This window comes from Polynucleobacter sp. AP-Latsch-80-C2, from assembly GCF_018882185.1.
Classification (GTDB): domain Bacteria; phylum Pseudomonadota; class Gammaproteobacteria; order Burkholderiales; family Burkholderiaceae; genus Polynucleobacter.
On sequence record NZ_JACVOY010000002.1, the window covers coordinates 52,623 to 79,151 of the forward strand.

Below are 26,529 nucleotides of genomic sequence, written 5' to 3' on the forward strand. Positions count from 1 at the left end.
CCCTATTAGAACTTCAGGCCGGCTTCACGCGCAGCTTCAGCTAAGGCCTTAATACGGCCGTGGTAACGATGACCGGAACGATCAAAAGCAACATCAACAACGCCTGCCTTAACAGCACGCTCAGCAACTAACTTGCCGATTTGTTTTGCCGCTTCAGCGTTGCCGCCGTTTTTGATCGCTTGGCGCAAATCTTTTTCCATTGTTGAAGCAGCTGCTACAACTTTGGTTCCGCATGGGCTATAAACCTGAGCAGAAATATGTGTATTGCTACGGATAACTGTTAAGCGATTTGCCAATGCTTCGGCAATGCGAATACGAGTCTGCCGAGCACGTCTTTGTCTGGATTCGTCTTTATTCATTTTCTAATCTCGCTTACTTCTTCTTGGTTTCTTTCAGATGCACAACTTCGTCAACGTAGCGAACACCTTTGCCTTTGTATGGCTCTGGTGAACGGTATGCGCGAACTTCAGCAGCGACCTGGCCAACTTGCTGCTTGTTGGAGCCTTTAATAATGATTTCAGTTTGCGATGGAGTCTCCGCTTTTACACCCTTTGGCAGGTTGTAAATAATGTCGTGTGAGAAACCCAACTGCAATTTCAATGTTTCGCCTTGGGCAGCAGCACGGTATCCAACGCCTACTAAACTGAGCTTGCGCTCAAAGCCAGTAGTTACGCCAACAACCATGTTGTTAACCAAAGCACGTACTGTACCTGACTGAGCACCAGCTTCTGGTGAGTCGTTATTTAAAACAACTGTCAATACGCCATCTTCTTGTTTCAAACCAACAGAAGGATGCAAGTTATGAGTCAAAGTACCCAATGGGCCTTTAACAGTAACGGTTGCACCGTTGATGTTGATTTCAGCGCCCTTAGGAACTGTAATTGGTGATTTACCTACGCGGGACATATTTCGCTCCTTAAGCTACGTAGCAAATAACTTCGCCGCCCACGCCTGTTGCACGTGCTTTACGGTCTGTCATTACGCCTTGAGGGGTTGAAATAATTGCAATGCCCAAGCCATTCATTACTTCTGGAATGTCATGACGGCCTTTATAGATACGTAGACTTGGTGTTGAAACACGGTCAATACGCTCAATAACAGGACGGCCTGCATAGTATTTGAGATCAATATGGAGCACTGGCTTAGCTGCTTCACCTTTGATTTCAAAATTCTCGATATAGCCTTCATCTTGCAACACTTTTGCGATGGCTACTTTAACTTTTGACGACGGCATCAAGACTACGGGTTTCTGCACTGCTTGCGCATTGCGGATCCTTGTCAACATGTCGGCGATTGGATCGCTGATACTCATGAGTTCTCCTAATTCTTTCGCCGCTTACCAGCTGGCCTTGGTTAAACCGGGGATTTCGCCACGGAAGGCGATTTCACGAATCTTGCTACGAGCCAAACCGAATTTACGGAATGTGCCACGTGGGCGACCGGTTAATGAACAACGATTTCTTTGACGAATCGGGCTTGCATTACGTGGAAGTGCTTGTAGCTTCAAGCGTGCTTCGTAGCGCTCTTCATCGCTACGAGCTTGATCAGCAATGATCGCTTTCAGTTCAGCACGCTTGGCAGCGTACTTCTCTACAGTTTTTGCGCGCTTATTCTCGCGCTCAATCAGGGATAGTTTTGCCACGTTAGCCTCTTAATTGCGGAAAGGGAATTTGAATGCTGCCAACAAAGCTTTTGCTTCTTCGTCGGTTTTAGCAGTCGTCGTAATACTGATATTGAGGCCGCGAAGCGCATCAATTTTGTCGTATTCGATTTCAGGGAAAATAATCTGCTCTTTAACGCCGATGTTGTAGTTACCACGGCCGTCAAATGCCTTACCGGAGATTCCACGGAAGTCACGTACGCGTGGCAATGCAACAGTAACGAAACGATCCAAAAATTCGTACATGCGCTGACCGCGCAATGTCACCATGGCACCAATTGGGTAGCCTTGACGAATTTTGAAACCTGCAATAGCCTTTTTAGCTTTAGTTACTACTGGCTTTTGGCCTGCAACTTTAGTTAAATCACCAACTGCATTTTCGATAATCTTCTTGTCGTTCACTGCATCGCCTAGGCCCATATTTAGGGTTACCTTGGTGATACGTGGAACTTCCATTACTGACTTGTAGCCAAACTTAGCGATCAAATCAGCAACAACTTTAGCTTGATAGTGCTCTTGAAAACGTGTGCTCATAATTTCTCCGTGCCCCTTATGCGCTTAACGTTGCGCCGGTGGTTTTGAGGAAACGCTGTTTTTTACCATCAACGAGTTTGATACCAACACGTGATGGCTTGCCGTTACCGTCAACCACTGCCACATTAGAAATGTGAACAGGCATAGTCTTGTCAATCATGCCGCCGGTTACACCTGCAGCTGGGTTTGGCTTAACGCTCTTTTTATAAATATTTACGCCTTCGATCACTAATTTGTTCTCGAGAACGGCCGTTACTGTTCCTTGCTTGCCCTTATCGCGGCCAGTCAACAGAACTACGGAATCACCTTTACGAATCTTTTTCATATCAGCCTCTTAAATAACTTCGGGGGCGAGAGAAACGATCTTCATGAACTTTTCAGTACGCAACTCGCGCGTCACTGGTCCAAAGATACGTGTGCCAATTGGCTCTAACTTAGCGTTGAGCAATACCGCAGCGTTTGCATCGAACTTAATCAATGAACCGTCTGGACGGCGAACACCCTTAGCAGTTCTCACTACTACGGCGTTATAAATGTCACCTTTTTTTACACGGCCACGTGGAGCAGCGGATTTCACGCTTACTTTGATGACATCACCGATACTGGCGTAACGACGCTTAGAGCCGCCCAATACCTTGATGCACAAAACTTCACTGGCGCCAGTATTATCGGCAACCTGTAATCTACTTTCGGTTTGTATCATTTCTAATCCCCAACTTATTGGCCAAAGGCAAACAGTCTTGGTTCCGTCTATGGGCTTTAACGAAAGTTAGAGCCCGGAATTAATGAAAAACACTGCTTCTCCAATAAAACTAGAGAAGCCTTCTATTCTACTACGCAAAACAGGGATTTGGGAAGAAACTTCGCCAAAATCCCCAATATTTCTTTAAATACCTTTTGAAGCTTCAACTAAACGGGTCACAACCCAAGATTTAGTACGTGAAATTGGCTTAGATTCAGCAATTTCAACGGTATCACCCATCTTGTATGTGCCAGCTTCGTCATGAGCATGGTACTTTTTGGATTGGCCAACATACTTACCAATCACTGGATGCTTAACTTGACGCTCAACTAATACCGTCACAGTTTTTTGCATTTTGTCACTAACAACGCGGCCCACGAGGGTGCGGCGCAAGGGTTTAGATAATTCTGTCATATCCCTTTTTCCTTATTTCTGTGCAGTCTTTTGGGCGATAAAAGTCTTCACACGAGCGATGTCGCGCTTATTTTTACCCAATTGGCTGGTATTTGTGAGTTGCTGAGTGCCTTTTTGCATGCGGAGCTTGAAACCGGTCTTAAGCAACTCGGTTAACTCTGCATTCAAAGCAGTCAGATCTTTTGAAGCTAATTCTGTATTTTTCATAATCTCTATCCCGATCAACCTAAGTGGCGAATCACGAAAGTGGTCTGTAAAGGCAACTTAGCAGCAGCAAGCTTAAACGCTTCGCGCGCCAAAGTTTCGTCCACTCCATCCATCTCGTACAAAATCTTGCCTGGTTGAATTTCAGCTACGTAGTACTCTGGATTACCTTTACCGTTACCCATACGTACTTCAGCAGGTTTTTGTGAAATTGGCTTATCTGGGAAAATGCGAATCCAAATACGGCCACCACGTTTAATGTGACGAGTCATTGCACGACGTGCTGACTCGATTTGACGCGCAGTTAAACGACCGCGTCCAACGGCTTTTAATCCAAAGTCACCAAAGGCTACAGAACTACCGCGTGTTGCTACGCCAGTGTTACGACCTTTTTGTTCCTTACGATACTTACGACGCTTTGGTTGTAGCATGCTTACTCTCCTGACTTCTGCGTATCTGCGGCAGGTGTTTCAACCTTGCGCACACGCTTTACTGCTGGCTTAGCAGCAACTAATGGCTTGTCAGCGCCAGCAGCTGGTTTACGAGCAGCTGTTTTGCTTGGAGCACGACGAGTTTTCTTTTCTTCGGCAGCAGGTTCAGCGGATGGAGTTGCTACTTGAGCTTCTGCACCACGACCTAATGTGTCGCCTTTGTAAACCCAAACTTTTACACCAATAATGCCGTATGTTGTTTCAGCTTCTGATGTTGCGTAATCAATGTCAGCCTTCAATGTATGAAGCGGAACACGACCTTCACGGTACCATTCGCGACGAGCAATTTCAGCGCCGTTCAAACGACCAGAAGACATGATCTTGATACCTTGTGCACCAAGACGCATTGCGCTTTGCATCGCACGCTTCATTGCACGACGGAACATGATGCGCTTCTCTAACTGTTGAGTAATAGAGTCAGCAATCAATTGCGCGTCAACTTCAGGCTTACGAATTTCTTCGATATTCACATGAACTGGAACGCCCATACGCTTTTGTAATTCGCGGCGGAGAACTTCAATATCTTCGCCTTTTTTACCGATTACAACACCTGGACGTGAGCTATAGATAGTGATGCGTGCATTCTTTGCAGGACGCTCGATAACTACTTTGCTTACTGATGCATTCTTCAACTTCTTCTTGAGATAGATGCGGACATCTACGTCCTCTTTCAGCATCTTTGCGAAGTCAGTATTGTTTGCATACCAACGTGATGTCCAATTCTTCGTTACCGCGAGTCGGAATCCGGTGGGGTTTATCTTTTGGCCCATATATTTCCTTAGTTACTCAAGGTCACGCTAATGTGACAAGTTTGTTTTTCAATTTGATTGCCACGACCCTTAGCGCGTGCGGTAAAGCGCTTCAATGAAGTGCCTTTATCAACAATAATTGCTGAAACCTTGAGCTCATCAATATCAGCACCAGAATTGTGTTCAGCGTTGGCCATTGCGGACTCAACAACTTTCTTCACAATGAAGGCAGCTTTCTTAGGGCTGAATTGCAAAATGTTTAATGCGCGAGCAATTGGCAAACCACGAATTTGGTCGGCGACCAAACGTGTCTTTTGCGCAGAAATGCGGGCACCCTTGTGAATAGCTTTAACTTCCATCATCATCCCCTTACTTCTTCGTTACTTTCTTGTCAGCAGCGTGACCTTTGAAAGTACGGGTCAAGGCAAATTCGCCTAACTTATGACCCACCATGTTTTCTGATACATAAACCGGAACGTGCTGACGACCGTTATGAACAGCAATTGTCAGACCAATAAAGTCTGGAAGAATTGTTGAACGGCGTGACCATGTTTTGATCGGCTTCTTGTCTTTGTTGGCTTGTGCGACTTCAACTTTGTTTACCAAGCTGGCTTCGCAAAATGGGCCTTTTTTAGCTGAACGTGTCATATCTATTTTTCCTTAATCGCTTAGCGCTTTTGACGGCGTTGAACGATCATCGATGTTGTACGCTTGTTACGACGTGTACGATAACCTTTGGTTGGAGTGCCCCATGGAGATACAGGTACACGGCCTTCGCCAGTTTTACCTTCACCACCACCGTGTGGGTGATCTACTGGGTTCATTGCCACACCGCGAACGGTTGGGCGAATACCACGCCAGCGATTTGCACCTGCTTTACCGATAACTCTCAGGCTATGCTCTTCGTTACCAACTTCACCAATGGTGGCGCGGCACACAATCAGAACACGGCGAACTTCACCGGAACGCAAACGAACCTGAGCGTATACACCTTCACGCGCTAACAATACTGCTGAACCACCAGCAGAACGGGCTACTTGAGCACCCTTACCCGGCATGATTTCTACGCAGTGAATTGTGCTACCAACTGGAATATTGCGAATTGGCAAATTGTTTCCAGATTTAATTGGCGCTTCTGAACCGCTCATTAAAGATTGGCCAACAGTCATACCTTTAGCAGCAGGAATATAACGACGCTCACCATCAGCAAACACGATCAACGCAATGTTTGCGCTGCGGTTTGGATCGTATTCCAAGCGTTCAACTTTTGCTGGAATACCATCTTTGTCGTTGCGTTTGAAGTCAACAACACGATAGTGATGCTTATGACCACCACCTTTATGACGGGTAGTGATGTGACCGTTATTATTACGGCCCGCTTTTTGGAACTGTGGCTCTAGCAATGGTGCAAAAGGTTTACCTTTATGGAGGTCAGGATTGACCACCTTTACCATTGAACGACGACCTGGTGAGGTCGGTTTTGTCTTCATCAAAGGCATGATTAATTCGCCTCCGCTTCAAAGTTAATTTCTTGACCTGGCTTCAAATTCACGTAGGCCTTCTTAGTGTGGTCACGACGACCTTCAAAACGGCCATAGCGCTTAGGCTTACCCTTTTGATTTACGATTTGAACTGAGTCAACTTGCACTTTGAAGAGCAATTCAACTGCCTGTTTTACATCGCTCTTGTTTGCGTCGCGAGCTACTTGGAAAACTACTTGTTCGTTCTTCTCTGCAACCATAGTGGCTTTTTCAGAGATAACCGGTCCAAGCAGAACCCTCATCAGGTTGTGATCGTTTTTACGGACTTGGCTCATTTCAGCAACTCCTCAATTTTTGCGATCGCAGCTTTGCTTACTAATACTTTTTTGTATTGAACCAAAGCTAATGGATCAGCATGCTGTGGCTCACATACAGCAACCTTATGCAGATTGCGTGATGCCAAGTACAAATTCTCGCTAACCTGATCAACAATAATCAAGACTGAATCCAAGCCCATTGCTTTAACTTTGTCAGCCAAAACTTTAGTCTTTGGAGCGTCAAGAGAAAATTGATCAACTACATTCAAACGACCTTCGCGAGCTAACTGAGACAAAATAGATCTCATACCAGCGCGGTACATTTTCTTGTTTACTTTTTGGCTGAAATTCTCTTCTGGAGAATTCGGGAATATACGACCACCCCCACGCCACAGCGGGGAAGAGCTCATACCAGCACGTGCACGACCAGTACCCTTTTGACGCCAAGGTTTTTTGGTTGTGTGCTTAACTTGCTCACGGTCTTTTTGCGCACGGTTACCACTACGTGCATTTGCTTGATAAGCCACTACAACTTGGTGTACCAATGCTTCGTTATATTCACGTTCGAATACTTCTGGTGAAGCTTGTACGCCTGCACCTAAAGTACCGTTGTCTTGGAGAAGCTTAAGTTCCATATTCGCTCTCCTTATTTCTTCTTCAACGGTGTCTTCACCGCTGGAGTAACAATAACTTTACCGCCTGGGGCGCCTGGAATAGCGCCTTTAACCATGATGAGATTACGTTCTGCATCAATGCGTGCGATGACTAAATTTTGAACTGTTTTGGTAACGTCACCCAAGTGACCAGTCATGCGCTTACCAGGGAAAACACGACCTGGATCTTGCGCCATACCGATTGAGCCTGGTACGTTATGTGAACGTGAGTTACCGTGGGATGCGCGACCAGAAGCGAAGTGATAACGCTTAATGGTTCCGGCGTAGCCCTTACCGATAGATACGCCTTGCACGTCCACTTTTTGACCAGCAGTAAAAGCAGCTTCAGCAGGAATTACTTGTCCTGGTGTCATTTCTGCGATTTTTGCTGCATCTAATGTGAATTCGTTGAGACCGTTACCAGCCATCACCCCTGCTTTAGCGAAGTGACCAGCCATTGCTTTGGTAACGCGAGTAGCTCTACGTGTGCCATGTGCCAACTGGATAGCATCATAGCCATCAGTTGCCTGGGTCTTGATTTGAGCGATTCTGTTGTCGCTCACGTCAATTACGGTTACAGGGATTGAATCCCCTTCGTCCGTAAATAGACGGGTCATGCCGACCTTGCGGCCGATTAAGCCTAAGCTCATATTCATGCTCCACGCCGACTTCGATTGGTCGGCAAAATTAATTTAAGTGATTTACAAGTAAAAGTACTTCTAAATCAATAACTTATAACGTTTTTAATGCTGATAAAACCTTCAAATTCGCCCAAATAATTGAGTGAAGCCTTAGATTCTATCCCGAAAAGCCAGTCTTGACAAGCAAAAAGACTGGAAACAACAAATTACTGCAACTTAATTTCGACGTCCACACCTGCTGGAAGATCTAATTTCATCAAAGCATCTACAGTTTTCTCTGTAGGATCAACGATATCCATCAAACGGAGATGGGTACGGATCTCTAACTGATCACGGGATGTCTTGTTCACGTGTGGTGAACGCAAGATATCAAAACGCTCAATACGGGTTGGCAAAGGTACTGGACCCTTAACAACTGCACCGGTACGCTTAGCTGTATCAACGATTTCAGCTGCAGACTGGTCAATTAAACGGTAATCAAATGCTTTAAGGCGAATACGAATTTTTTGGTTTTGCATATTAATTCCAAAGAGCGTTGTGGTGCTGCCACGTTATACATCTAAAGAGCTCGGTGACATCAGCAGCACTGATGTCACCGGTTAGCAAACCGCTAAATAATTTAATACTGACTACTTAAGCCAAAATCTTTGCAACCACGCCGGCGCCAACAGTACGGCCACCTTCACGGATCGCAAAACGTAAACCTTCTTCCATCGCGATTGGTGCGATGAGTTTTACGGTAATTGTGACGTTATCACCAGGCATCACCATTTCTTTGTCTTTTGGCAACTCGATTGAACCCGTTACGTCCGTTGTACGGAAGTAAAACTGTGGACGATAGTTGTTAAAGAATGGTGTATGACGACCACCTTCATCTTTACCCAAGATGTAAACCTCGGCTGTAAAGTGAGTATGTGGGGTGATTGAACCTGGCTTAGCCAATACTTGGCCACGCTCAACTTCTTCACGTTTTGTACCGCGCAATAAGATACCAACGTTATCGCCTGCTTGACCTTGGTCGAGCAATTTGCGGAACATTTCAACACCAGTACAAGTGGTCTTGAGTGTTGGCTTGATACCAATAATTTCAATCTCTTCACCAACCTTAACGATACCGCGCTCGATACGACCTGTAACAACAGTACCGCGACCAGAGATAGAGAACACGTCCTCTACTGGCATCAAGAACGCACCGTCAATAGCACGCTCTGGAGTTGGGATGTAGGTATCTAAAGCTTCAGCCAATTTCATGATGGCTTCTTTACCCATTGGGCCTTCGTCGCCTTCTAAAGCTAACTTAGCAGAACCTTGAATGATTGGTGTGTCATCGCCTGGGAAGTCGTATTTAGATAGAAGTTCACGAACTTCCATTTCTACGAGTTCTAACAATTCAGCGTCATCAACCATGTCGCACTTGTTCAAGAAAACAACGATGTAAGGAACACCAACTTGGCGTGCCAAGAGGATGTGCTCACGAGTTTGTGGCATTGGGCCGTCAGCAGCAGAGCAAACTAAAATTGCGCCGTCCATCTGAGCAGCACCAGTAATCATGTTCTTAACGTAGTCAGCATGTCCTGGGCAATCGACGTGAGCGTAGTGACGGTTTGCTGTCTCGTACTCAACGTGCGCTGTATTAATCGTAATACCGCGTGCTTTTTCTTCAGGAGCAGCATCGATCTGATCGTATGCTTTAGCTTCGCCACCGAATGCTTTTGAAAGCACGGTTGCAATTGCTGCTGTCAAAGTCGTTTTACCGTGGTCAACGTGACCGATGGTGCCTACGTTTACGTGCGGTTTTGTCCGCTCGAATTTTTCTTTTGCCATTTTTGTCTGCCTTCTTTAGCTAGTCAATATTCAAAATTAATGTGGATAGATTACTTCGCTTTAGCAGCCATGACTGCTTCAGCAACGTTCTTAGGTGCTTCGGAATAATGCTTAAATTCCATGGTGTAGGTAGCGCGACCTTGGGTCAACGAGCGCAAGCCAGTTGAGTAACCAAACATCTCTGCCAATGGCACTTCAGCACGAACGATCTTGCCGCCGCCTGGAATGTCATCCATACCTTGCAAAATACCGCGACGTGATGAGAGGTCACCCATTACGTTACCCATGAAATCTTCTGGTGTTTCTACTTCAACAGCCATCATTGGTTCTAGCAACACTGGTGCTGCTTTGCGCATACCGTCTTTGAATGCCATTGAACCCGCCATCTTAAATGCGTTTTCATTGGAGTCAACGTCATGGTATGAACCGAAAAATAATGTTGCTTTGATATCTACAACTGGATAGCCAGCCAAAATACCGGAGTTCAATGTTTCGCGAATTCCTTTTTCTACTGCAGGGATGTATTCACGTGGAACTACACCGCCCTTAATAGCATCAATAAATTCAAAACCTTTTCCTGGCTCTTGTGGCTCAAGCTTCAATACCACGTGACCATATTGACCACGACCACCAGATTGCTTAACGAATTTACCTTCGATTTCTTCGCAAACCTTGCGAATAGTTTCGCGGTAAGCAACTTGCGGCTTACCAACAGTAGCCTCAACGCCAAATTCACGACGCATACGGTCAACCAAAATTTCCAAATGGAGCTCGCCCATTCCAGAAATAATTGTCTGGCCAGACTCTTCATCTGTCTTAACGCGGAAAGAAGGGTCTTCTTGTGCCAAGCGGTTCAAAGCAAGGCCCATTTTTTCTTGGTCAGGCTTAGTTTTTGGCTCAACAGCCTGTGAAATCACTGGCTCTGGGAATACCATGCGCTCCAAAATCACGATGCTATCTGGATCACACAAAGTTTCACCAGTAGTTGCGTCTTTTAGACCAACTGCTGCAGCGATATCGCCTGCGTAAACTTCTTTAATTTCTTCACGTTGGTTTGCGTGCATTTGCAACAAACGACCAACACGCTCTTTCTTACCCTTGATAGGGTTGTAGATAGTGTCGCCAGATTTCATTACGCCTGAGTAAACACGGAAGAAGATGAGCTGGCCAACAAATGGGTCAGTCATGATCTTAAATGCCAATGCAGAGAATTTCTCAGCATCATCAGCTTTACGGGTTGTTGGTGTCCCATCTTCCAATTCACAAGGAACTGGTGGAACATCCAATGGGGATGGCAACAACTCAACCACCGCATCCAACATCGCCTGAACGCCTTTGTTTTTGAAAGCAGTTCCACACATCATTGGAATGATTTCGTTAGCAATCGTGCGTTGACGCAATGCTGTTTTGATTTCTTCTTCAGTCAGCTCTTCACCGCCGAGATACTTTTCCATCAACTCTTCTGAACTTTCGGCGGCGGCTTCAACCATCTTTTCGCGCCACTCATCTGCAGATGCTTTTAATTCAGCAGGAATTTCTTCGTAGGTAAATTTAGTTCCTTGTGAAGCCTCATCCCAATAGATAGCCTTCATCTTTACCAAATCCACAACGCCTTTGAAGTTTTCTTCTGCGCCGATAGGAATTTGGATCAAGATAGGGTTTGCCTTCAAGCGCAACTTCATCTGGTCATAGACCTTGAAGAAATTGGCGCCTGTACGGTCCATCTTGTTTACAAATGCCAGACGTGGCACTTTGTACTTGTTAGCCTGACGCCAAACAGTTTCTGATTGTGGCTGTACACCACCTACCGCACAATAAACCATGCAAGCGCCGTCCAAAACGCGCATTGAGCGCTCAACTTCAATAGTGAAGTCTACGTGTCCTGGGGTATCAATAATGTTGATACGGTGCTCTGGGAAATTACCAGCCATGCCCTTCCAGAACGTAGTAGTAGCAGCAGAAGTAATCGTGATACCACGCTCTTGCTCTTGCTCCATCCAGTCCATGGTTGCAGCGCCATCATGCACTTCACCAATCTTGTGATTAACACCGGTGTAGAACAAAACGCGTTCTGTTGTTGTTGTCTTACCTGCGTCAATGTGCGCAGAAATACCGATATTGCGGTATTTGTCGATAGGGGTTTTACGTGCCACTGTTGGTGCCTTTTCTTTACTATTTGATTAGAAGCGGAAATGTGAGAAAGCTTTGTTAGCTTCTGCCATACGGTGAACTTCTTCACGCTTCTTCATTGCGCCGCCACGACCTTCAGCAGCCTCTAATAATTCGTTGGCCAAACGTTGCGCCATCGATTTTTCACCGCGCTTTTTAGCGGCTTCGCGCACCCAGCGCATTGCCAAAGCTGAACGGCGTGATGGGCGAACTTCAACAGGAACCTGGTAGTTAGCGCCACCAACACGACGGCTCTTCACCTCAACCATTGGCTTAACGTTGCCCATGGCTGTTGAGAATACTTCGAGTGGCTCTTTATTTGCTTTTTTCTCGATGTGATCAAAGGCACCGTAAACGATACGCTCTGCAACCGATTTCTTGCCGTCCAACATGAGGACGTTCATGAATTTAGCTACTTCTACATTACCGAATTTTGGATCCGGCAAAATTTCCCGTTTGGGAACTTCACGACGACGTGGCATAACAACTCCTTCAGTTCAGTTAGGGGTGGCCCACATGGATCACCCGCTCCGGTTGTCCTACTATTTAGAAAAACTTCTAAACGGAACAACCACTTACTTGTCTTTTAAGTCTGACAAACGAAGACTTACTGCAAATACTTTAAGTTGCTATTAAGCAGCTTTCTTAGCGCGCTTAGCACCGTACTTAGAACGTGATTGCTTACGGTCTTTAACACCTTGCAAGTCAAGCGAACCGCGAACGATATGGTAACGAACACCTGGCAAATCCTTTACACGACCACCGCGAATTAACACTACTGAGTGTTCCTGGAGGTTATGGCCTTCACCACCAATGTATGAAATAACTTCAAAACCATTGGTTAAGCGAACTTTGGCTACTTTACGAAGCGCAGAGTTAGGCTTTTTAGGAGTGGTTGTGTACACACGTGTGCAAACACCACGGCGCTGCGGACTGTTTTCCAGTGCAGGGCTCTTGCTTTTAACGATTAGCCTGGATCTTGGCTTGCGTATTAATTGATTAATTGTTGGCATAAAATAGCTCGGTTAGTACTTCTTTGTTGCTTTCTTCAAGAAAATCAATGACTTAGAGAATTTCTAGGTCAAAAAGACCCTCTTCTGAATCAGTAGAACTCAGCATTCTAGCCTGGCCAGCCTTTTCCGTCAACCTAATGGGGAAAAAACTGGCCATTTCTGGCCAAAAACACCAAATTAGCTTGGATCAGCCTCCCCAGCAGGAGCAACGACTTCAGCCTCGATTTCTACAGGCATATTGGCCATTGCTTCTTCTTCAGCGGCAATCATTTGAGCGCGATCGCGCTCGAATTGCTCTCTGACCTTGCGGGCACGGCGATAAGACAAGCCGGTACCAGCTGGAATCAGACGACCAATAATGACGTTTTCCTTGAGGCCACGGAGCGTATCGGTCTTGCCCATAATTGCGGCTTCGGTCAATACACGGGTGGTTTCTTGGAAAGAAGCCGCTGAAATAAAGCTGTCTGTCGACAAGGACGCTTTGGTAATACCCAATAAAACGTTCTCAAACTGAGCTGGGCGCTTACCTGCAGCGATCACTAGATCGTTAGCATCGTAAAGTTTTGAACGCTCAACCTGTTCACCAGTGATGTAAGCGGTATCGCCACCATCAGTGATTTGTACGCGGCGCAACATTTGACGCACGATTACTTCAATGTGCTTGTCGTTAATTTTTACGCCTTGCAAACGGTAAACGTCTTGAACTTCATCCACGATGTAGATAGCTAATTCTTCAATACCTCTGAGTGTCAAGATATCGTGCGGATCGGCAGGGCCTTCCACAATCATCTCGCCCTTATTCACAACTTGACCGTCATGAACGAGAACTTGCTTCTCTTTAGGAATCAAGAATTCATTAGCTTCGCCATCCATATCGGTAATCACTAAACGCTGCTTACCTTTGGTTTCTTTACCGAAGGAAACTGTTCCAGTGACTTTCGCCAATACGGCTGCATCTTTTGGTGAACGTGCTTCGAACAATTCTGCAACGCGTGGCAAACCACCAGTAATGTCGCGAGTCTTTTGTGATTCGATTGGAATACGTGCCAGTACTTCACCGACTTCAACTTTTTGACCATCTTTAACGGTGATCAAAGCGCCCACTTGGAGGCCGATGTTTACTGGATGATCTGTACCGGCGATCATCACTTCGTTACCCTTGTCATCAACTAAGTTGATCATTGGGCGAACGCCTTTGCTTGCTGCAGAACGACGCTTACCGTCAATTACCACCAAAGTGGAAAGACCGGTAACTTCGTCTACCTGCTTAGCAACAGTTACACCTTCTTCAACGTTGTCGAAGCGAGCGATACCAGCGTACTCAGAAATAATCGGACGTGTTAAAGGATCCCAAGTTGCCAAACTTGCGCCGGCCTTGACTGCTGCATCTTCTTTTAACAAGAGCGTTGCGCCGTAAGGCACTTTATGACGCTCACGCTCACGACCATTCTCATCAACGATCAAGGCTTCACCAGAACGTGAAATCACGATCTGCTCACCCTTCGCGTTCTTCACAACACGCATCGTGCCGGAGAACTTCAATGCACCGTTAGATTTGGCTTCAATATTGCTTGCAACCAAAGCACGTGACGCTGCACCACCGATGTGGAAGGTACGCATAGTCAACTGTGTGCCTGGCTCACCGATAGACTGGGCAGCGATCACGCCAACTGCTTCACCAACGTTGACCAAACCACCGCGACCTAAATCACGTCCGTAGCACTTAGCGCATAAACCAAAGCGAGTTAAGCAAGACAATACTGTGCGAACTTTAACTTCGTCGATACCCAATGCAACGATTTGATCAACATGATCTTCGTCAAGCAATGTGTCATTCGGAACGATCACTTCTTGTGTATCCGGGTGAACGATGTCACCGATACATACGCGACCCAAAATACGATCACGCAATGCTTCGATAATTTCGCCGCCTTCAACAAGCGCCTTCATAGTTACACCATTGGTTGCGCCGCAATCATCTTCGATCACTACGAGATCTTGAGTAACGTCGCACAAACGACGTGTCAAGTAACCCGAGTTCGCTGTCTTCAACGCGGTATCAGCCAGGCCTTTACGAGCGCCGTGGGTTGAAATGAAGTACTGCAATACGTTCAAACCTTCACGGAAGTTCGCAGTAATTGGGGTTTCAATGATGGAGCCATCAGGCTTAGCCATCAAACCACGCATACCAGCCAACTGACGAATCTGCGCCGCAGATCCACGCGCACCAGAGTCCGCCATCATGTAGATAGAGTTAAAGGATTCTTGACGCACAGTTTTACCGTTACGGTCGAGTACGTCAACGTGTGATAACTCATCCATCATCGCCTTACCAACCTGGTCACCAGCAGCACCCCAAATATCAACCACGTTGTTATAACGCTCTTGATTGGTTACGAGACCTGACATGAACTGCTTGTCATACTCTTTAACCTTGGCAGAAGCCTCAGTGATGATGCGCTCTTTAGATGTTGGGATCAACATATCGTCAATCGCAACAGAGATACCTGCGTTGGTTGCCAAACGGAAACCAGACTGCAAGAGGCGGTCAGCAAAAATAACAGTTTCACGTAATCCACACTTACGGAATGAAGTGTTAATCAAGCGTGAGATTTCTTTTTTCTTCAAAGGCTTGTTGATTTCCTCGAAAGACATACCTTTAGGCAAAATCTCAGACAAGATTGCACGGCCAACTGAAGTTTGATAGATCTTGGTTTTTTCAGCAAAACGGGCATCGCCCTCTGCTTTCTTATCCACGATCTCAAACTCAGTAATACGGACAGCAACGCGTGAGGCCAATTCAACTTGACCTGCTTCGTATGCGCGCACTACCTCAGTAATATTAGCGAAAACCATGCCTTCGCCTTTACCGTTGATCTTGTCGCGAGTAGCGTAGTACAGACCCAACACCACGTCCTGTGAAGGAACGATAGATGGTTCGCCGTTAGCTGGGAACAATACGTTGTTCGAAGCCAACATCAATGTACGTGCTTCCATTTGCGCTTCGAGCGACAAAGGAACGTGAACCGCCATTTGGTCACCGTCAAAGTCGGCGTTAAATGCCGCGCAGACTAATGGGTGCAATTGGATTGCCTTACCTTCAATCAGCATTGGCTCAAAAGCCTGAATACCAAGGCGGTGCAATGTAGGCGCACGGTTCAACATGATTGGATGTTCACGAATCACTTCTTCGAGAATGTCCCAAACGATTGGAGTCTGACTTTCAACTTCTTTCTTCGCAGCCTTAATCGTGGTTGCAATTCCTAAAGTCTCAAGCTTGTTGAAAATGAATGGCTTGAACAATTCCAAAGCCATCAATTTTGGTAAGCCGCACTGATGCAATTTCAATGTAGGGCCAACCACGATGACTGAACGACCAGAGTAGTCAACGCGTTTACCCAACAAGTTTTGACGGAAACGACCGCTCTTACCTTTAATCATCTCAGCCAAGGACTTGAGCGGACGCTTGTTAGCGCCAGTCATAGCCTTACCGCGACGACCGTTGTCGAGCAATGAGTCAACCGCTTCTTGCAACATCCGTTTTTCATTACGAACGATGATCTCTGGAGCGCGCAACTCTAACAAACGCTTGAGACGATTGTTACGGTTAATAACGCGACGATAGAGGTCGTTCAAATCGGAGGTAGCAAAGCGTCCGCCATCCAATGGCACCAATGGGCGCAATTCTGGTGGCAATACTGGCAATACTTCCATGATCATCCAGTCAGGCTTAATACCTGAAGTCTGGAACGCCTCGAGCACCTTTAAGCGCTTAGCGTATTTCTTGATCTTGGCATCACTACCAGTGGCTTTTAAATCAGCACGAATAGTCTCTACTTCACGATCGATATCAATCGAACGCAAGAGATCACGAATACCTTCAGCGCCCATGATGGCGGTAAATGCACCGTCACCATACTCTTCAGTCTTAGCAATGTATTCATCTTCAGACATGATCTGACCGCGCTTCATTGCGCCTTCAGGAGTCATACCAGGATCTACAACTACATATGCTTCAAAGTAAAGAACGCGCTCGATATCCCGCAATGTCATATCGAGAACCATACCTAAACGGGATGGTAAAGATTTCAAGAACCAAATGTGTGCTACAGGGGCTGCCAACTCAATGTGGCCCATGCGCTCACGACGTACCTTAGCGAGAGTAACTTCAACGCCGCACTTCTCGCAGATAACGCCACGGAACTTTAAGCGCTTGTACTTACCGCATAAGCACTCGTAGTCTTTAGTTGGTCCAAAAATCTTGGCGCAGAACAAACCATCACGCTCGGGCTTAAAAGTCCGGTAGTTGATGGTTTCTGGTTTGCGTACTTCACCAAAAGACCATGAGCGAATTTTCTCAGGAGATGCGAGACCAATTTTGATGACATCAAACTGCTCTTCGCCCTGCGTTTGCTTAAATAAATCGAGCAATGCTTTCATATCAGTTGCGCTCCATGTCAATGTCAATACCCAACGAACGGATTTCTTTTACCAGCACGTTGAAGGATTCGGGCATGCCAGCATCAATCGTGTGCTCGCCCTTGACGATGTTTTCGTAAACCTTAGTACGGCCTGCGACGTCATCGGACTTCACTGTCAGCATTTCCTGCAAGACATATGAAGCACCGTATGCTTCGAGGGCCCAAACTTCCATCTCACCAAAGCGCTGACCACCAAACTGGGCTTTACCGCCCAATGGCTGTTGCGTTACTAATGAGTAAGGTCCGGTTGAACGTGCGTGCATCTTGTCGTCGACCAAATGGTGGAGTTTCAAGACATGCATTACACCGACAGTCACTGGACGCTCAAACTGATCGCCAGTGCGGCCATCGCACAAAATCATTTGCTGACGCGATGGTGTCATCTTCAAAGATGTCGCAACATCTTGTGGATAAGCCAACTCGAGCATGCGTCCGATTTCTGCTTCTGTAGCACCGTCAAACACTGGAGTTGCAAATGGCAAGCCTTGGCGGAGATTCTCAGCCAAAACAGTAATTTGCTCATCAGTGAAGTTGTCGATGTCTTCAATGCGGCCGGTTTCGTTGTAAAGCTGCTTTAAGAACTTACGCAGTTCAGCTTGTTTAGCTTGCTCACGAACCATCTCGTCGATACGCTTACCAATACCTTGGGCAGCCCAACCTAAGTGGGTTTCCAAAATCTGACCAACGTTCATACGGGAAGGAACACCCAGTGGGTTCAAGACGATATCTACTGGACGTCCGTCAGCCATAAATGGCATATCTTCGGCAGGCGCGATTTTAGAAACCACCCCTTTGTTACCGTGACGACCAGCCATCTTGTCACCTGGTTGCAAGCGACGCTTAACAGCCAGATACACCTTAACCATCTTCGTTACGCCAGGCTGTAAATCATCGCCTTGGGTAAGCTTAGTACGCTTCTCTTCGAAAGCCTCGTCAAACTGCTTACGTTTTGCTTCGATAGAAGATTTAATGGCTTCAACTTGTGAGGCAATTTCCTCATCCGCTGGACGAATATCAAACCAATGGTATTTTTCCAAATCAGCAAGGTAACCCTTGTCAATCTTGGTGCCTTTAGCTAATTTCTTAGGGCCGCCGTTAGCAACTTTGCCAATCAACAGCTTTTCTAAACGCATGAAGGCATCGCCTTCAACAATACGCAGCTGGTCGTTTAAGTCCAAACGATAGCGTTGTAATTCTTCTTGAATAATTGCTTGTGCACGTGCATCGCGCTCAATACCTTCACGAGTGAAGACCTGAACGTCAATAACAGTACCAATCATTCCTGAAGGAACGCGCAAAGAAGTATCTTTTACGTCAGATGCTTTTTCACCGAAGATCGCACGGAGGAGCTTCTCTTCAGGAGTGAGAGTTGTCTCGCCCTTTGGAGTTACCTTACCAACCAATACGTCACCAGCTTCAACTTCAGCACCGATGTACACAATACCGCTCTCATCCAAACGGGAGAGTTGTGACTCTGCCAAATTGGAAATATCGCGTGTAATTTCTTCTGAACCAAGCTTGGTATCGCGCGCAACAACCGACAACTCTTCAATATGGATAGAGGTGTAGCGGTCATCAGCAACCACCTTCTCAGAGATCAAGATTGAATCTTCGAAGTTGTAACCGTTCCATGGCATAAATGCCACAGTCATGTTTTGACCCAAAGCCAATTCACCTAAATCGGTAGATGCGCCGTCAGCAACTACGTCGCCACGGGCTACACGATCGCCAACCTTTACGATTGGGCGTTGATTGATGTTGGTATTTTGGTTTGAACGGGTGTACTTGATGAGGTTGTAAATATCCACACCAACTTCACCGGCTGCTGTTTCGTCATCGTTTACACGAATAACAACACGGTTTGCATCAACGTAATCGACGATACCGCCGCGATTAGCCAATACAACAGTGCCTGAGTCTACCGCAACAATACGCTCTAAACCCGTACCAACCAATGGCTTATCTGGACGCAAGCAAGGAACTGCTTGACGCTGCATATTCGCACCCATCAACGCACGGTTCGCATCATCGTGCTCTAGGAATGGAACGAGTGAAGCAGCAGCAGAAACGATCTGGCTAGGAGCAACGTCGATGAAATCGATACGCTCTGGGCTAACCATCATGGTTTCACCAGCTTGACGAGCAGAAACCAATTCGTCAGCCAACTTACCATTTTTGTCGATCGTTGCGTTTGCCTGAGCAATCACATACTTCGCTTCTTCAATCGCGGAGAGATAAACCACTTCATCGCTTACCTTGCTATTGGAAACTTTACGGTATGGAGTCTCTAAGAAACCATGCTCATTCAAACGCGCAAATAACGCGAGTGAGTTGATCAGACCAATGTTTGGTCCTTCTGGAGTTTCAATTGGGCAAACACGTCCGTAGTGGGTTGGATGCACGTCGCGCACTTCGAAGCCTGCGCGCTCGCGGGTCAAACCACCAGGTCCCAATGCAGAAATACGACGCTTGTGCGTGATCTCTGAGAGTGGGTTAGTTTGGTCCATAAACTGGGACAGCTGTGAAGAACCGAAGAACTCACGAATCGCAGAAGAGATTGGCTTGCTGTTAATCAAGTCATGCGGCATGAGGTTTTCTGTTTCGGCTTGACCGAGACGTTCTTTAACCGCACGCTCAACACGTGATAAACCAGCACGGAATTGGTTTTCAGCCAACTCACCGACGCAACGTACACGACGATTACCTAGGTGATCGATATCGTCTACTTCGCCTTTGCCGTTACGCAAATCTACGAGTGACTTAATAGTGTCAAGAATATCCTCGTTCGACAGAACCATTGGGCCTTCCATTTCTGGACGGTTCAAACGGCTATTGACCTTCATGCGACCAACACGTGACAAATCGTAGGTATCTTCGCTGTAGAACAGGCGCTGGAACAAGGCTTCAACAGCATCTTCTGTTGGAGGCTCACCAGGACGCATCATGCGATAGATAGCGATACGCGCCGCTGTTTGATCAGCAGTTTCATCAGTACGTAATGTCTGAGAAATGTATGCGCCAGAATCCAAATCATTGGTGTAGATGGTTTCTAATTGCTTGATACCTGCATCACGTAATGTCGCCAACAACTCTTCAGTGATTTCATCATTAGCGTAAGCCAAGATTTCACCTGAGTCTGGATCAACAATATTGCGTGCTACTACACGACCTACTAAATAGTCATCTGGAACAACAATGTTCTTAGTCTTGGCTGCTTCGAGTTCACGAATATGCTTTGCATTGATACGCTTGTCCTTTTGAATAACGACAACGCCATTCTTATCAAGCACATCAAAGTTAGCCAGTTGGCCACGTAAACGCTCTGGAACAAATTCCATTGAGGCGCCATTAGCGGTCAATGAGAAATGATCAAAGTTGAAGAAGTTCGCAAGAATCTGTTCGTTGTTTAAACCAATTGCTTTGAGCAAAATGGTGACCGGCATCTTACGACGACGGTCAACGCGGAAATAAAGGATATCTTTTGGATCAAACTCGAAATCGAGCCATGAACCACGGTAAGGAATGATACGTGCTGAGAACAGCAACTTACCAGAACTGTGGGTTTTGCCCTTATCGTGCTCAAAGAACACGCCTGGGGAACGGTGCAACTGAGAAACAATCACGCGCTCAGTACCGTTAATCACAAAAGAGCCATTTTCTGTCATGAGTGGAATTTCACCCATGTAGACTTCGCTCTCTTTTACCTCTTTAACCTTAGTAGGCGCTTCGCGATCATAAATAATCAAGCGAACTTTTGCGCGTAAGGCTGAGTGATATGTGTAACCACGTTGTTGACATTCTTTTACGTCAAACGGCGGTTGTGACAACTGGTAAGACACGTATTCCATACGTGCATAGCCATTGTTAGACACAATTGGGAACGCTGAAGTAAAGGCAGCTTGAAGTCCCTCAGTAAGACGAGACATTGCTGGCTTTTCAGCCTGTAAAAATTTAGCGTAGGATTCCAGCTGCGTTGCGATCAGGTACGGAACCTGGTGGTTGTTAACTCGCTTAGCAAAGCTTTTACGGACTCGCTTGCGTTCGGTGAAGCTATAGTTCATTTCATCTCCGAATTCAGCGACTGTACAAAGATTTGGCGATTGGCCACTACCAATCACTGGCGGACAACACTAAATCGTTTCGATCTAGTGTCCGACCAAACTTGCATTCTGCAGTCGTATCAGAAGGCAAACCCGATTTCAATCAGAAATGAAATCGGGTTTGACCACTAATGGTCAAACCCAACATAGCTAACGCTCCTTTTTGAGAAGCGCTAGCGGAGTTTGTATTACTTGAGTTCTGCTTTGGCGCCAGCTTCTTCAAGCTTCTTCTTAGCTTCTTCAGCAGTTTTCTTGTCAACAGCTTCTTTGATTGGCTTCGGTGCACCGTCAACCAAGTCCTTAGCTTCTTTCAAGCCAAGACCAGTAATTTCGCGAACTGCCTTAATTACTGAAACCTTGTTTGCGCCAGCTTCGAGCAAGTTAACAGTGAATTCTGTTTGCTCTTCAGCAGCAGCACCGCCACCACCAGCACCAGCAGGACCAGCAACAGCCATCGCTGCAGCTGAAACGCCAAACTTCTCTTCGAACGCTTTAACCAAGTCGTTCAAATCCATAACGGACATGCTACCTACTGCTTCAATGATTTCTTCTTTAGTAATCGCCATTTTTAGCTCCTAATACTTAAATAGTTAATCTGTCGCTTATTCAGCGGCAGGGGTTTCGTTTGCTTCTGTTCCAGCTTCTGGGGCTGCGGCTGCAGGCTCAGCGGCTGCTTCTGGAGCGGCGGCTTCAGCAACAACTTCTGCTGGGGCTGCTGCTTCAACTGCAGGCGCTGCTACAGGAGCGGGCGCTCCTTCTGCCTTTTGTGCTGCTACTGCGCCCAATACGCGAGCCATCGCAGAAACAGGTGCCAACATCACACCTAACAACTGAGATAACAACTCGTCGCGGCTTGGAATTGTTGCGAGGGCTTTTACGCCTGCAACGTCTAACAACTTGCCGTTATATAAGCCAGCTTTAATGACTAGCAAATCTTGAGTCTTAGCAAAACTCTGCAATACTTTTGCCGAAGCAATCGGATCAGCAGAGATGCCGTAAATCAAGGGGCCAACCATCGAATCAGCAAGAGGCTCAAACTGTGTGCCTTGTGCAGCACGGCGTGCCAATGTGTTCTTCAAAACGCGAAGATATACACCTTGGTCACGTGCGCTAGCACGTAGCTTTGTCAACTGCTCTACTGGAATACCACGGTATTCAGCGAGCACGACAGTTTGGGCTCCAGCCAATTGAGCGCCGACATCAGCAACAATCGCTTTTTTGTCTTGTACATTCAAAGGCACGGTTTAACTCCATAAAAACCAACTGTTTCCAGTTGGGGTTACACACCAGCGTCTGATCATTTGTTCACAAAGTTCTTGTGAAAATCTTTTCAGGGTCGCCATCTGCGCTGGCTATTACTTTCGTAACGATTAAGAATTAACTCTTTACAAGCAACTAATTCACCAACGGTCTTTGATGTTCGACTCTCACTCAAAGAGCAGGAGTCGACCCAAAGTTCTTTTTTGTTACAAGCTAATTAAGCTGCAGCCTGTAACGATGCTTGGTCAACACGTACGCCTGCACCCATGGTGCTGCTTACGGCAACCTTCTTTAAATAAATGCCCTTAGATGCAGGAGGTTTTGCTTTATTCAAAGCCTCAAGCAATGCGAGCAAGTTGGATTTCAAAGCGGTTGGCTCGAATGAACGGCGGCCAATGCTTGCATGCACGATACCGGCTTTGTCCACACGGAACTGAACTTGACCTGCTTTTGCATTCTTAACTGCAGTAGCAACGTCAGGAGTAACGGTTCCAACTTTTGGGTTCGGCATCAAACCACGTGGGCCCAATACTTGACCTAAAGTACCAACAATTTTCATTGTGTCTGGAGATGCGATCAAAATATCAAAATCAATTTTGCCGCCTTTAATTTGCTCAGCAAGATCTTCCATGCCAACGATTTCTGCGCCAGCAGCTTTAGCTTGTTCAGCCTTCTCGCCTTGAGCAAAAACAGCTACACGAACATGCTTACCTGTACCAGCTGGGAGCACTACTGCGCCACGCACAACTTGGTCAGATTTCTTAGCATCAATACCCAACTGAACAGCAACGTCGATAGACTCATCGAACTTTGCAGTTGCACACTCTTTAACGAGGTTCAATGCATCGTCTAATGAATAGAATTTATTGCGATCAACTTTAGATTGAATTGCTTTAACGCGTTTAGATAACTTAGTCATGATTAGAGACCTTCCACAGTGATGCCCATGGAACGGGCGCTACCAGCGATTGTTCTAACAGCTGCGTCCATATCGGCCGCTGTCAAATCTGGCATTTTTGCTTTAGCGATTTCTTCCGCTTGAGCACGTGTAATTTTTCCTACCTTATCGGTATGGGGACGTGGTGATCCTTTTTCGATCTTCGCGGCCTTCTTAATCATGATGGTTGCTGGAGGAGTCTTCATGATGAATGTGAAGCTCTTATCAGCGAACGCTGTAATCACGACTGGAATTGGCAGGCCTGGCTCCATGCTCTGAGTTTGAGCATTGAACGCCTTACAGAATTCCATAATGTTAAGGCCGCGTTGACCCAAAGCTGGACCTACGGGTGGTGATGGATTTGCTTTACCTGCAGGGATCTGCAGTTTAATAAAGCCAATAATCTTCTTTGCCATGTGTGCTCCTTAAAGCGCGCCTAACCTCAATAGGAAAGACCGCTGTTGAGTAAACGCTTCGCTAGTTTTTGGCTTTCTAGCTCCGCTCCTCGGTTAATTACAAAAACTAAATAACCACCTAAAACTACTAACTGCTGCACTGCAAAACTGGACTAAGTCCTTGTTTTTACATCTTTTCTACTTGACCGAACTCCAGCTCAACTGGGGTACCGCGGCCAAAAATTGTAACAGAAACGCGCAATCTTGACTTCTCATAATTGACTTCTTCGATATTTCCGTTGAAATCAACAAATGGGCCTTCTTTAACGCGTACGATCTCACCAACCTCAAATAGGGTCTTCGGCTTCGGTTTATCCACCCCAGCCTGCATTTGATCCATGATTTTGGCTACTTCAGCCGTCGAGATTGGGCTTGGGCGGTTACGAACACCACCTACGAAACCCGTCACTTTTGGCGTATTTTTCACCAAATGCCAGCTCTCATCGGTCATTTCCATTTCAATCAGGACATATCCCGGGAAGAAACGACGCTCAGAGACTGATTTTGTGCCGGATTTGATCTCAACAACCTCTTCGGAAGGGACCAAAATACGACCAAACTTTTCTGGCATGCCAGAACGAGCAATTCGCTCTTCAAGCCCTTTTTTCACACTTTTTTCCATTCCGGAATAAGCATGAATAACATACCAGCGCATATTGCCAGTTGCTTGTGGGTTTACGGCCAATTCAGAATCAATCATTTTTCTTACTCACTTCCAGCCTAGTAGCACTGAAAAAACTAGCCATTCAATTAATTTGTCTGCAAGCCATAAAAATAAGGACATGATCAGAACAAAGCCAAATACGACTAGAGTCATTTGGGTTGTCTCTTTACGAGTTGGCCAAACAACCTTTTTTACTTCATACCAAGAATCTTTTGCATAGGCAATGAAACGACGCCCATCCGGTGAAATTGCCACAATCATCACTGCAGCTGCAATGCCGCCAAACAAAACTGCTAAGCGCACCAATAAAGATTGGTTGACCAGCGTGTAATAAAGCACTAACGCTGCAACGACAATTAAAGCAGCGAGTACGGATACCCAGCTACTTTTTTCTTCAGAGTGACTTGCTGTTTGTTGAGACATATAACTTTCAGTTCAAATCGTGGCAGGGGCGGAGGGCATCGAACCCCCAACCTTTGGTTTTGGAGACCAACGCTCTGCCAATTGAGCTACACCCCTTTATAAAAAACTACTTAAGCCAAAATCTTTGCAACCACGCCGGCGCCAACAGTACGGCCACCTTCACGGATCGCAAAACGTAAACCTTCTTCCATCGCGATTGGTGCGATGAGTTTTACGGTAATTGTGACGTTATCACCAGGCATCACCATTTCTTTGTCTTTTGGCAACTCGATTGAACCCGTTACGTCCGTTGTACGGAAGTAAAACTGTGGACGATAGTTGTTAAAGAATGGTGTATGACGACCACCTTCATCTTTACCCAAGATGTAAACCTCGGCTGTAAAGTGAGTATGTGGGGTGATTGAACCTGGCTTAGCCAATACTTGGCCACGCTCAACTTCTTCACGTTTTGTACCGCGCAATAAGATACCAACGTTATCGCCTGCTTGACCTTGGTCGAGCAATTTGCGGAACATTTCAACACCAGTACAAGTGGTCTTGAGTGTTGGCTTGATACCAATAATTTCAATCTCTTCACCAACCTTAACGATACCGCGCTCGATACGACCTGTAACAACAGTACCGCGACCAGAGATAGAGAACACGTCCTCTACTGGCATCAAGAACGCACCGTCAATAGCACGCTCTGGAGTTGGGATGTAGGTATCTAAAGCTTCAGCCAATTTCATGATGGCTTCTTTACCCATTGGGCCTTCGTCGCCTTCTAAAGCTAACTTAGCAGAACCTTGAATGATTGGTGTGTCATCGCCTGGGAAGTCGTATTTAGATAGAAGTTCACGAACTTCCATTTCTACGAGTTCTAACAATTCAGCGTCATCAACCATGTCGCACTTGTTCAAGAAAACAACGATGTAAGGAACACCAACTTGGCGTGCCAAGAGGATGTGCTCACGAGTTTGTGGCATTGGGCCGTCAGCAGCAGAGCAAACTAAAATTGCGCCGTCCATCTGAGCAGCACCAGTAATCATGTTCTTAACGTAGTCAGCATGTCCTGGGCAATCGACGTGAGCGTAGTGACGGTTTGCTGTCTCGTACTCAACGTGCGCTGTATTAATCGTAATACCGCGTGCTTTTTCTTCAGGAGCAGCATCGATCTGATCGTATGCTTTAGCTTCGCCACCGAATGCTTTTGAAAGCACGGTTGCAATTGCTGCTGTCAAAGTCGTTTTACCGTGGTCAACGTGACCGATGGTGCCTACGTTTACGTGCGGTTTTGTCCGCTCGAATTTTTCTTTTGCCATTTTTAATCTGCCTTTA

General features: G+C 46.3%; 30 protein-coding genes, 1 tRNA gene and 1 pseudogene. All 32 read right to left on the reverse strand.

Annotation, left to right across the window (positions count from 1 at the left end):
* Window positions 1-5: 5 nt before the first annotated feature.
* The gene (gene rplR, locus ICN47_RS02600; protein WP_215360615.1) at window positions 6-359 is read right to left on the reverse strand and encodes a 50S ribosomal protein L18; all 354 of its coding nucleotides are present in this window, start codon (window positions 357-359) and stop codon (window positions 6-8) included.
* Window positions 360-372: 13 nt separating this feature from the next.
* Entirely contained in the window at window positions 373-906 is a 534-nt protein-coding gene (rplF, locus tag ICN47_RS02605) for a 50S ribosomal protein L6 (RefSeq protein ID WP_216218355.1), read from the reverse strand.
* A 10-nt stretch (window positions 907-916) separates the two neighbouring features.
* The gene (rpsH, locus tag ICN47_RS02610) at window positions 917-1,312 is read right to left on the reverse strand and encodes a 30S ribosomal protein S8 (protein WP_216218356.1); all 396 of its coding nucleotides are present in this window, start codon (window positions 1,310-1,312) and stop codon (window positions 917-919) included.
* Window positions 1,313-1,336: 24 nt separating this feature from the next.
* A complete protein-coding gene (gene rpsN, locus ICN47_RS02615; RefSeq protein WP_216218357.1) occupies window positions 1,337-1,642 on the reverse strand; it encodes a 30S ribosomal protein S14 in 306 nt (101 codons plus the stop codon).
* A gap of 9 nt (window positions 1,643-1,651) precedes the next feature.
* Window positions 1,652-2,194, reverse strand: coding sequence for a 50S ribosomal protein L5 (rplE, locus tag ICN47_RS02620; protein ID WP_015420243.1), 543 nt, complete (start codon window positions 2,192-2,194; stop codon window positions 1,652-1,654).
* 16 nt (window positions 2,195-2,210) lie between these two features.
* Entirely contained in the window at window positions 2,211-2,519 is a 309-nt protein-coding gene (gene rplX / locus ICN47_RS02625; RefSeq protein WP_011901911.1) for a 50S ribosomal protein L24, read from the reverse strand.
* 9 nt (window positions 2,520-2,528) lie between these two features.
* Complete coding sequence (gene rplN / locus ICN47_RS02630; protein WP_011901910.1) at window positions 2,529-2,897, reverse strand: 50S ribosomal protein L14; 369 nt, start codon at window positions 2,895-2,897, stop codon at window positions 2,529-2,531.
* 183 nt (window positions 2,898-3,080) lie between these two features.
* Window positions 3,081-3,350, reverse strand: coding sequence for a 30S ribosomal protein S17 (gene rpsQ / locus ICN47_RS02635; RefSeq protein ID WP_011901909.1), 270 nt, complete (start codon window positions 3,348-3,350; stop codon window positions 3,081-3,083).
* Window positions 3,351-3,362: 12 nt separating this feature from the next.
* Window positions 3,363-3,557: a 50S ribosomal protein L29 gene (gene rpmC / locus ICN47_RS02640; RefSeq protein WP_215362451.1), complete on the reverse strand. Its 195-nt coding sequence runs from the start codon at window positions 3,555-3,557 to the stop codon at window positions 3,363-3,365.
* Window positions 3,558-3,571: 14 nt separating this feature from the next.
* On the reverse strand, window positions 3,572-3,985 hold the full coding sequence (rplP, locus tag ICN47_RS02645) for a 50S ribosomal protein L16 (RefSeq protein ID WP_100379479.1): 414 nt from the start codon (window positions 3,983-3,985) through the stop codon (window positions 3,572-3,574).
* 2 nt (window positions 3,986-3,987) lie between these two features.
* A complete protein-coding gene (gene rpsC / locus ICN47_RS02650; RefSeq protein WP_216218358.1) occupies window positions 3,988-4,815 on the reverse strand; it encodes a 30S ribosomal protein S3 in 828 nt (275 codons plus the stop codon).
* Window positions 4,816-4,823: 8 nt separating this feature from the next.
* Entirely contained in the window at window positions 4,824-5,156 is a 333-nt protein-coding gene (gene rplV, locus ICN47_RS02655; protein WP_216218642.1) for a 50S ribosomal protein L22, read from the reverse strand.
* A gap of 7 nt (window positions 5,157-5,163) precedes the next feature.
* A complete protein-coding gene (gene rpsS, locus ICN47_RS02660) occupies window positions 5,164-5,442 on the reverse strand; it encodes a 30S ribosomal protein S19 (protein WP_046329379.1) in 279 nt (92 codons plus the stop codon).
* Window positions 5,443-5,462: 20 nt separating this feature from the next.
* On the reverse strand, window positions 5,463-6,293 hold the full coding sequence (gene rplB, locus ICN47_RS02665; protein ID WP_216218359.1) for a 50S ribosomal protein L2: 831 nt from the start codon (window positions 6,291-6,293) through the stop codon (window positions 5,463-5,465).
* Window positions 6,294-6,295: 2 nt separating this feature from the next.
* Window positions 6,296-6,610, reverse strand: a complete 315-nt coding sequence (rplW, locus tag ICN47_RS02670; RefSeq protein WP_216218360.1) for a 50S ribosomal protein L23 — start codon at window positions 6,608-6,610, stop codon at window positions 6,296-6,298.
* A complete protein-coding gene (gene rplD / locus ICN47_RS02675) occupies window positions 6,607-7,227 on the reverse strand; it encodes a 50S ribosomal protein L4 (RefSeq protein WP_011901901.1) in 621 nt (206 codons plus the stop codon). Before rplD ends, rplW begins: the two co-directional genes overlap by 4 nt.
* Before the next feature lie 11 nt (window positions 7,228-7,238).
* Entirely contained in the window at window positions 7,239-7,895 is a 657-nt protein-coding gene (gene rplC, locus ICN47_RS02680) for a 50S ribosomal protein L3 (protein ID WP_216218643.1), read from the reverse strand.
* Window positions 7,896-8,092: 197 nt separating this feature from the next.
* A complete protein-coding gene (gene rpsJ / locus ICN47_RS02685; RefSeq protein WP_011901899.1) occupies window positions 8,093-8,404 on the reverse strand; it encodes a 30S ribosomal protein S10 in 312 nt (103 codons plus the stop codon).
* 115 nt (window positions 8,405-8,519) lie between these two features.
* Window positions 8,520-9,710: an elongation factor Tu gene (tuf, locus tag ICN47_RS02690; RefSeq protein WP_011901887.1), complete on the reverse strand. Its 1,191-nt coding sequence runs from the start codon at window positions 9,708-9,710 to the stop codon at window positions 8,520-8,522.
* A 50-nt stretch (window positions 9,711-9,760) separates the two neighbouring features.
* The gene (gene fusA / locus ICN47_RS02695; RefSeq protein ID WP_216218361.1) at window positions 9,761-11,863 is read right to left on the reverse strand and encodes an elongation factor G; all 2,103 of its coding nucleotides are present in this window, start codon (window positions 11,861-11,863) and stop codon (window positions 9,761-9,763) included.
* Between the two features lie 27 nt (window positions 11,864-11,890).
* On the reverse strand, window positions 11,891-12,361 hold the full coding sequence (rpsG, locus tag ICN47_RS02700) for a 30S ribosomal protein S7 (protein WP_015420229.1): 471 nt from the start codon (window positions 12,359-12,361) through the stop codon (window positions 11,891-11,893).
* A gap of 150 nt (window positions 12,362-12,511) precedes the next feature.
* Window positions 12,512-12,892, reverse strand: coding sequence for a 30S ribosomal protein S12 (gene rpsL / locus ICN47_RS02705; RefSeq protein ID WP_011901896.1), 381 nt, complete (start codon window positions 12,890-12,892; stop codon window positions 12,512-12,514).
* A gap of 177 nt (window positions 12,893-13,069) precedes the next feature.
* Entirely contained in the window at window positions 13,070-17,332 is a 4,263-nt protein-coding gene (rpoC, locus tag ICN47_RS02710; protein ID WP_215362448.1) for a DNA-directed RNA polymerase subunit beta', read from the reverse strand.
* A gap of 1 nt (window position 17,333) precedes the next feature.
* Window positions 17,334-21,434: a DNA-directed RNA polymerase subunit beta gene (rpoB, locus tag ICN47_RS02715; RefSeq protein WP_216218362.1), complete on the reverse strand. Its 4,101-nt coding sequence runs from the start codon at window positions 21,432-21,434 to the stop codon at window positions 17,334-17,336.
* Window positions 21,435-21,661: 227 nt separating this feature from the next.
* Window positions 21,662-22,039 (reverse strand): 50S ribosomal protein L7/L12, encoded by a 378-nt coding sequence (gene rplL, locus ICN47_RS02720; protein ID WP_215293444.1) that lies wholly within the window; start codon window positions 22,037-22,039, stop codon window positions 21,662-21,664.
* A 159-nt stretch (window positions 22,040-22,198) separates the two neighbouring features.
* Window positions 22,199-22,714, reverse strand: a pseudogene (rplJ, locus tag ICN47_RS02725) (50S ribosomal protein L10); the annotation flags it as partial.
* A gap of 236 nt (window positions 22,715-22,950) precedes the next feature.
* A complete protein-coding gene (gene rplA / locus ICN47_RS02730; RefSeq protein WP_215348179.1) occupies window positions 22,951-23,652 on the reverse strand; it encodes a 50S ribosomal protein L1 in 702 nt (233 codons plus the stop codon).
* A gap of 2 nt (window positions 23,653-23,654) precedes the next feature.
* Window positions 23,655-24,086 (reverse strand): 50S ribosomal protein L11, encoded by a 432-nt coding sequence (rplK, locus tag ICN47_RS02735; protein WP_011901890.1) that lies wholly within the window; start codon window positions 24,084-24,086, stop codon window positions 23,655-23,657.
* Between the two features lie 166 nt (window positions 24,087-24,252).
* The gene (gene nusG, locus ICN47_RS02740; RefSeq protein WP_255538903.1) at window positions 24,253-24,825 is read right to left on the reverse strand and encodes a transcription termination/antitermination protein NusG; all 573 of its coding nucleotides are present in this window, start codon (window positions 24,823-24,825) and stop codon (window positions 24,253-24,255) included.
* 9 nt (window positions 24,826-24,834) lie between these two features.
* Complete coding sequence (gene secE / locus ICN47_RS02745) at window positions 24,835-25,212, reverse strand: preprotein translocase subunit SecE (protein ID WP_216218364.1); 378 nt, start codon at window positions 25,210-25,212, stop codon at window positions 24,835-24,837.
* Window positions 25,213-25,232: 20 nt separating this feature from the next.
* Window positions 25,233-25,308, reverse strand: a tRNA-Trp gene (locus ICN47_RS02750).
* Window positions 25,309-25,322: 14 nt separating this feature from the next.
* Window positions 25,323-26,513, reverse strand: coding sequence for an elongation factor Tu (gene tuf / locus ICN47_RS02755; RefSeq protein WP_011901887.1), 1,191 nt, complete (start codon window positions 26,511-26,513; stop codon window positions 25,323-25,325).
* Window positions 26,514-26,529 lie beyond the last annotated feature (16 nt).

Bases quoted from the DNA above. Each gene is read 5' to 3' on its own strand.
- rplC (WP_216218643.1), bottom strand. From the start codon at position 7,895: ATGAGCTTAGGCTTAATCGGCCGCAAGGTCGGCATGACCCGTCTATTT.
- rplV (WP_216218642.1), bottom strand. From the start codon at position 5,156: ATGATGGAAGTTAAAGCTATTCACAAGGGTGCCCGCATTTCTGCGCAA.
- rplK (WP_011901890.1), bottom strand. From the start codon at position 24,086: ATGGCAAAGAAGATTATTGGCTTTATTAAACTGCAGATCCCTGCAGGT.
- rpmC (WP_215362451.1), bottom strand. From the start codon at position 3,557: ATGAAAAATACAGAATTAGCTTCAAAAGATCTGACTGCTTTGAATGCA.
- rplP (WP_100379479.1), bottom strand. From the start codon at position 3,985: ATGCTACAACCAAAGCGTCGTAAGTATCGTAAGGAACAAAAAGGTCGT.
- rpoC (WP_215362448.1), bottom strand. From the start codon at position 17,332: ATGAAAGCATTGCTCGATTTATTTAAGCAAACGCAGGGCGAAGAGCAG.
- nusG (WP_255538903.1), bottom strand. From the start codon at position 24,825: ATGATTGATTCTGAATTGGCCGTAAACCCACAAGCAACTGGCAATATG.
- rplR (WP_215360615.1), bottom strand. From the start codon at position 359: ATGAATAAAGACGAATCCAGACAAAGACGTGCTCGGCAGACTCGTATT.
- tuf (WP_011901887.1), bottom strand. From the start codon at position 9,710: ATGGCAAAAGAAAAATTCGAGCGGACAAAACCGCACGTAAACGTAGGC.
- rpoB (WP_216218362.1), bottom strand. From the start codon at position 21,434: ATGAACTATAGCTTCACCGAACGCAAGCGAGTCCGTAAAAGCTTTGCT.
- rplW (WP_216218360.1), bottom strand. From the start codon at position 6,610: ATGAGCCAAGTCCGTAAAAACGATCACAACCTGATGAGGGTTCTGCTT.
- rpsC (WP_216218358.1), bottom strand. From the start codon at position 4,815: ATGGGCCAAAAGATAAACCCCACCGGATTCCGACTCGCGGTAACGAAG.
- rplN (WP_011901910.1), bottom strand. From the start codon at position 2,897: ATGATACAAACCGAAAGTAGATTACAGGTTGCCGATAATACTGGCGCC.
- rplL (WP_215293444.1), bottom strand. From the start codon at position 22,039: ATGGCGATTACTAAAGAAGAAATCATTGAAGCAGTAGGTAGCATGTCC.
- rpsS (WP_046329379.1), bottom strand. From the start codon at position 5,442: ATGACACGTTCAGCTAAAAAAGGCCCATTTTGCGAAGCCAGCTTGGTA.
- rplD (WP_011901901.1), bottom strand. From the start codon at position 7,227: ATGGAACTTAAGCTTCTCCAAGACAACGGTACTTTAGGTGCAGGCGTA.
- tuf (WP_011901887.1), bottom strand. From the start codon at position 26,513: ATGGCAAAAGAAAAATTCGAGCGGACAAAACCGCACGTAAACGTAGGC.
- rplA (WP_215348179.1), bottom strand. From the start codon at position 23,652: ATGACTAAGTTATCTAAACGCGTTAAAGCAATTCAATCTAAAGTTGAT.
- rpsJ (WP_011901899.1), bottom strand. From the start codon at position 8,404: ATGCAAAACCAAAAAATTCGTATTCGCCTTAAAGCATTTGATTACCGT.
- rplE (WP_015420243.1), bottom strand. From the start codon at position 2,194: ATGAGCACACGTTTTCAAGAGCACTATCAAGCTAAAGTTGTTGCTGAT.
- rpsL (WP_011901896.1), bottom strand. From the start codon at position 12,892: ATGCCAACAATTAATCAATTAATACGCAAGCCAAGATCCAGGCTAATC.
- secE (WP_216218364.1), bottom strand. From the start codon at position 25,212: ATGTCTCAACAAACAGCAAGTCACTCTGAAGAAAAAAGTAGCTGGGTA.
- rplB (WP_216218359.1), bottom strand. From the start codon at position 6,293: ATGCCTTTGATGAAGACAAAACCGACCTCACCAGGTCGTCGTTCAATG.
- rpsG (WP_015420229.1), bottom strand. From the start codon at position 12,361: ATGCCACGTCGTCGTGAAGTTCCCAAACGGGAAATTTTGCCGGATCCA.
- rplF (WP_216218355.1), bottom strand. From the start codon at position 906: ATGTCCCGCGTAGGTAAATCACCAATTACAGTTCCTAAGGGCGCTGAA.
- rpsH (WP_216218356.1), bottom strand. From the start codon at position 1,312: ATGAGTATCAGCGATCCAATCGCCGACATGTTGACAAGGATCCGCAAT.
- rplX (WP_011901911.1), bottom strand. From the start codon at position 2,519: ATGAAAAAGATTCGTAAAGGTGATTCCGTAGTTCTGTTGACTGGCCGC.
- rpsQ (WP_011901909.1), bottom strand. From the start codon at position 3,350: ATGACAGAATTATCTAAACCCTTGCGCCGCACCCTCGTGGGCCGCGTT.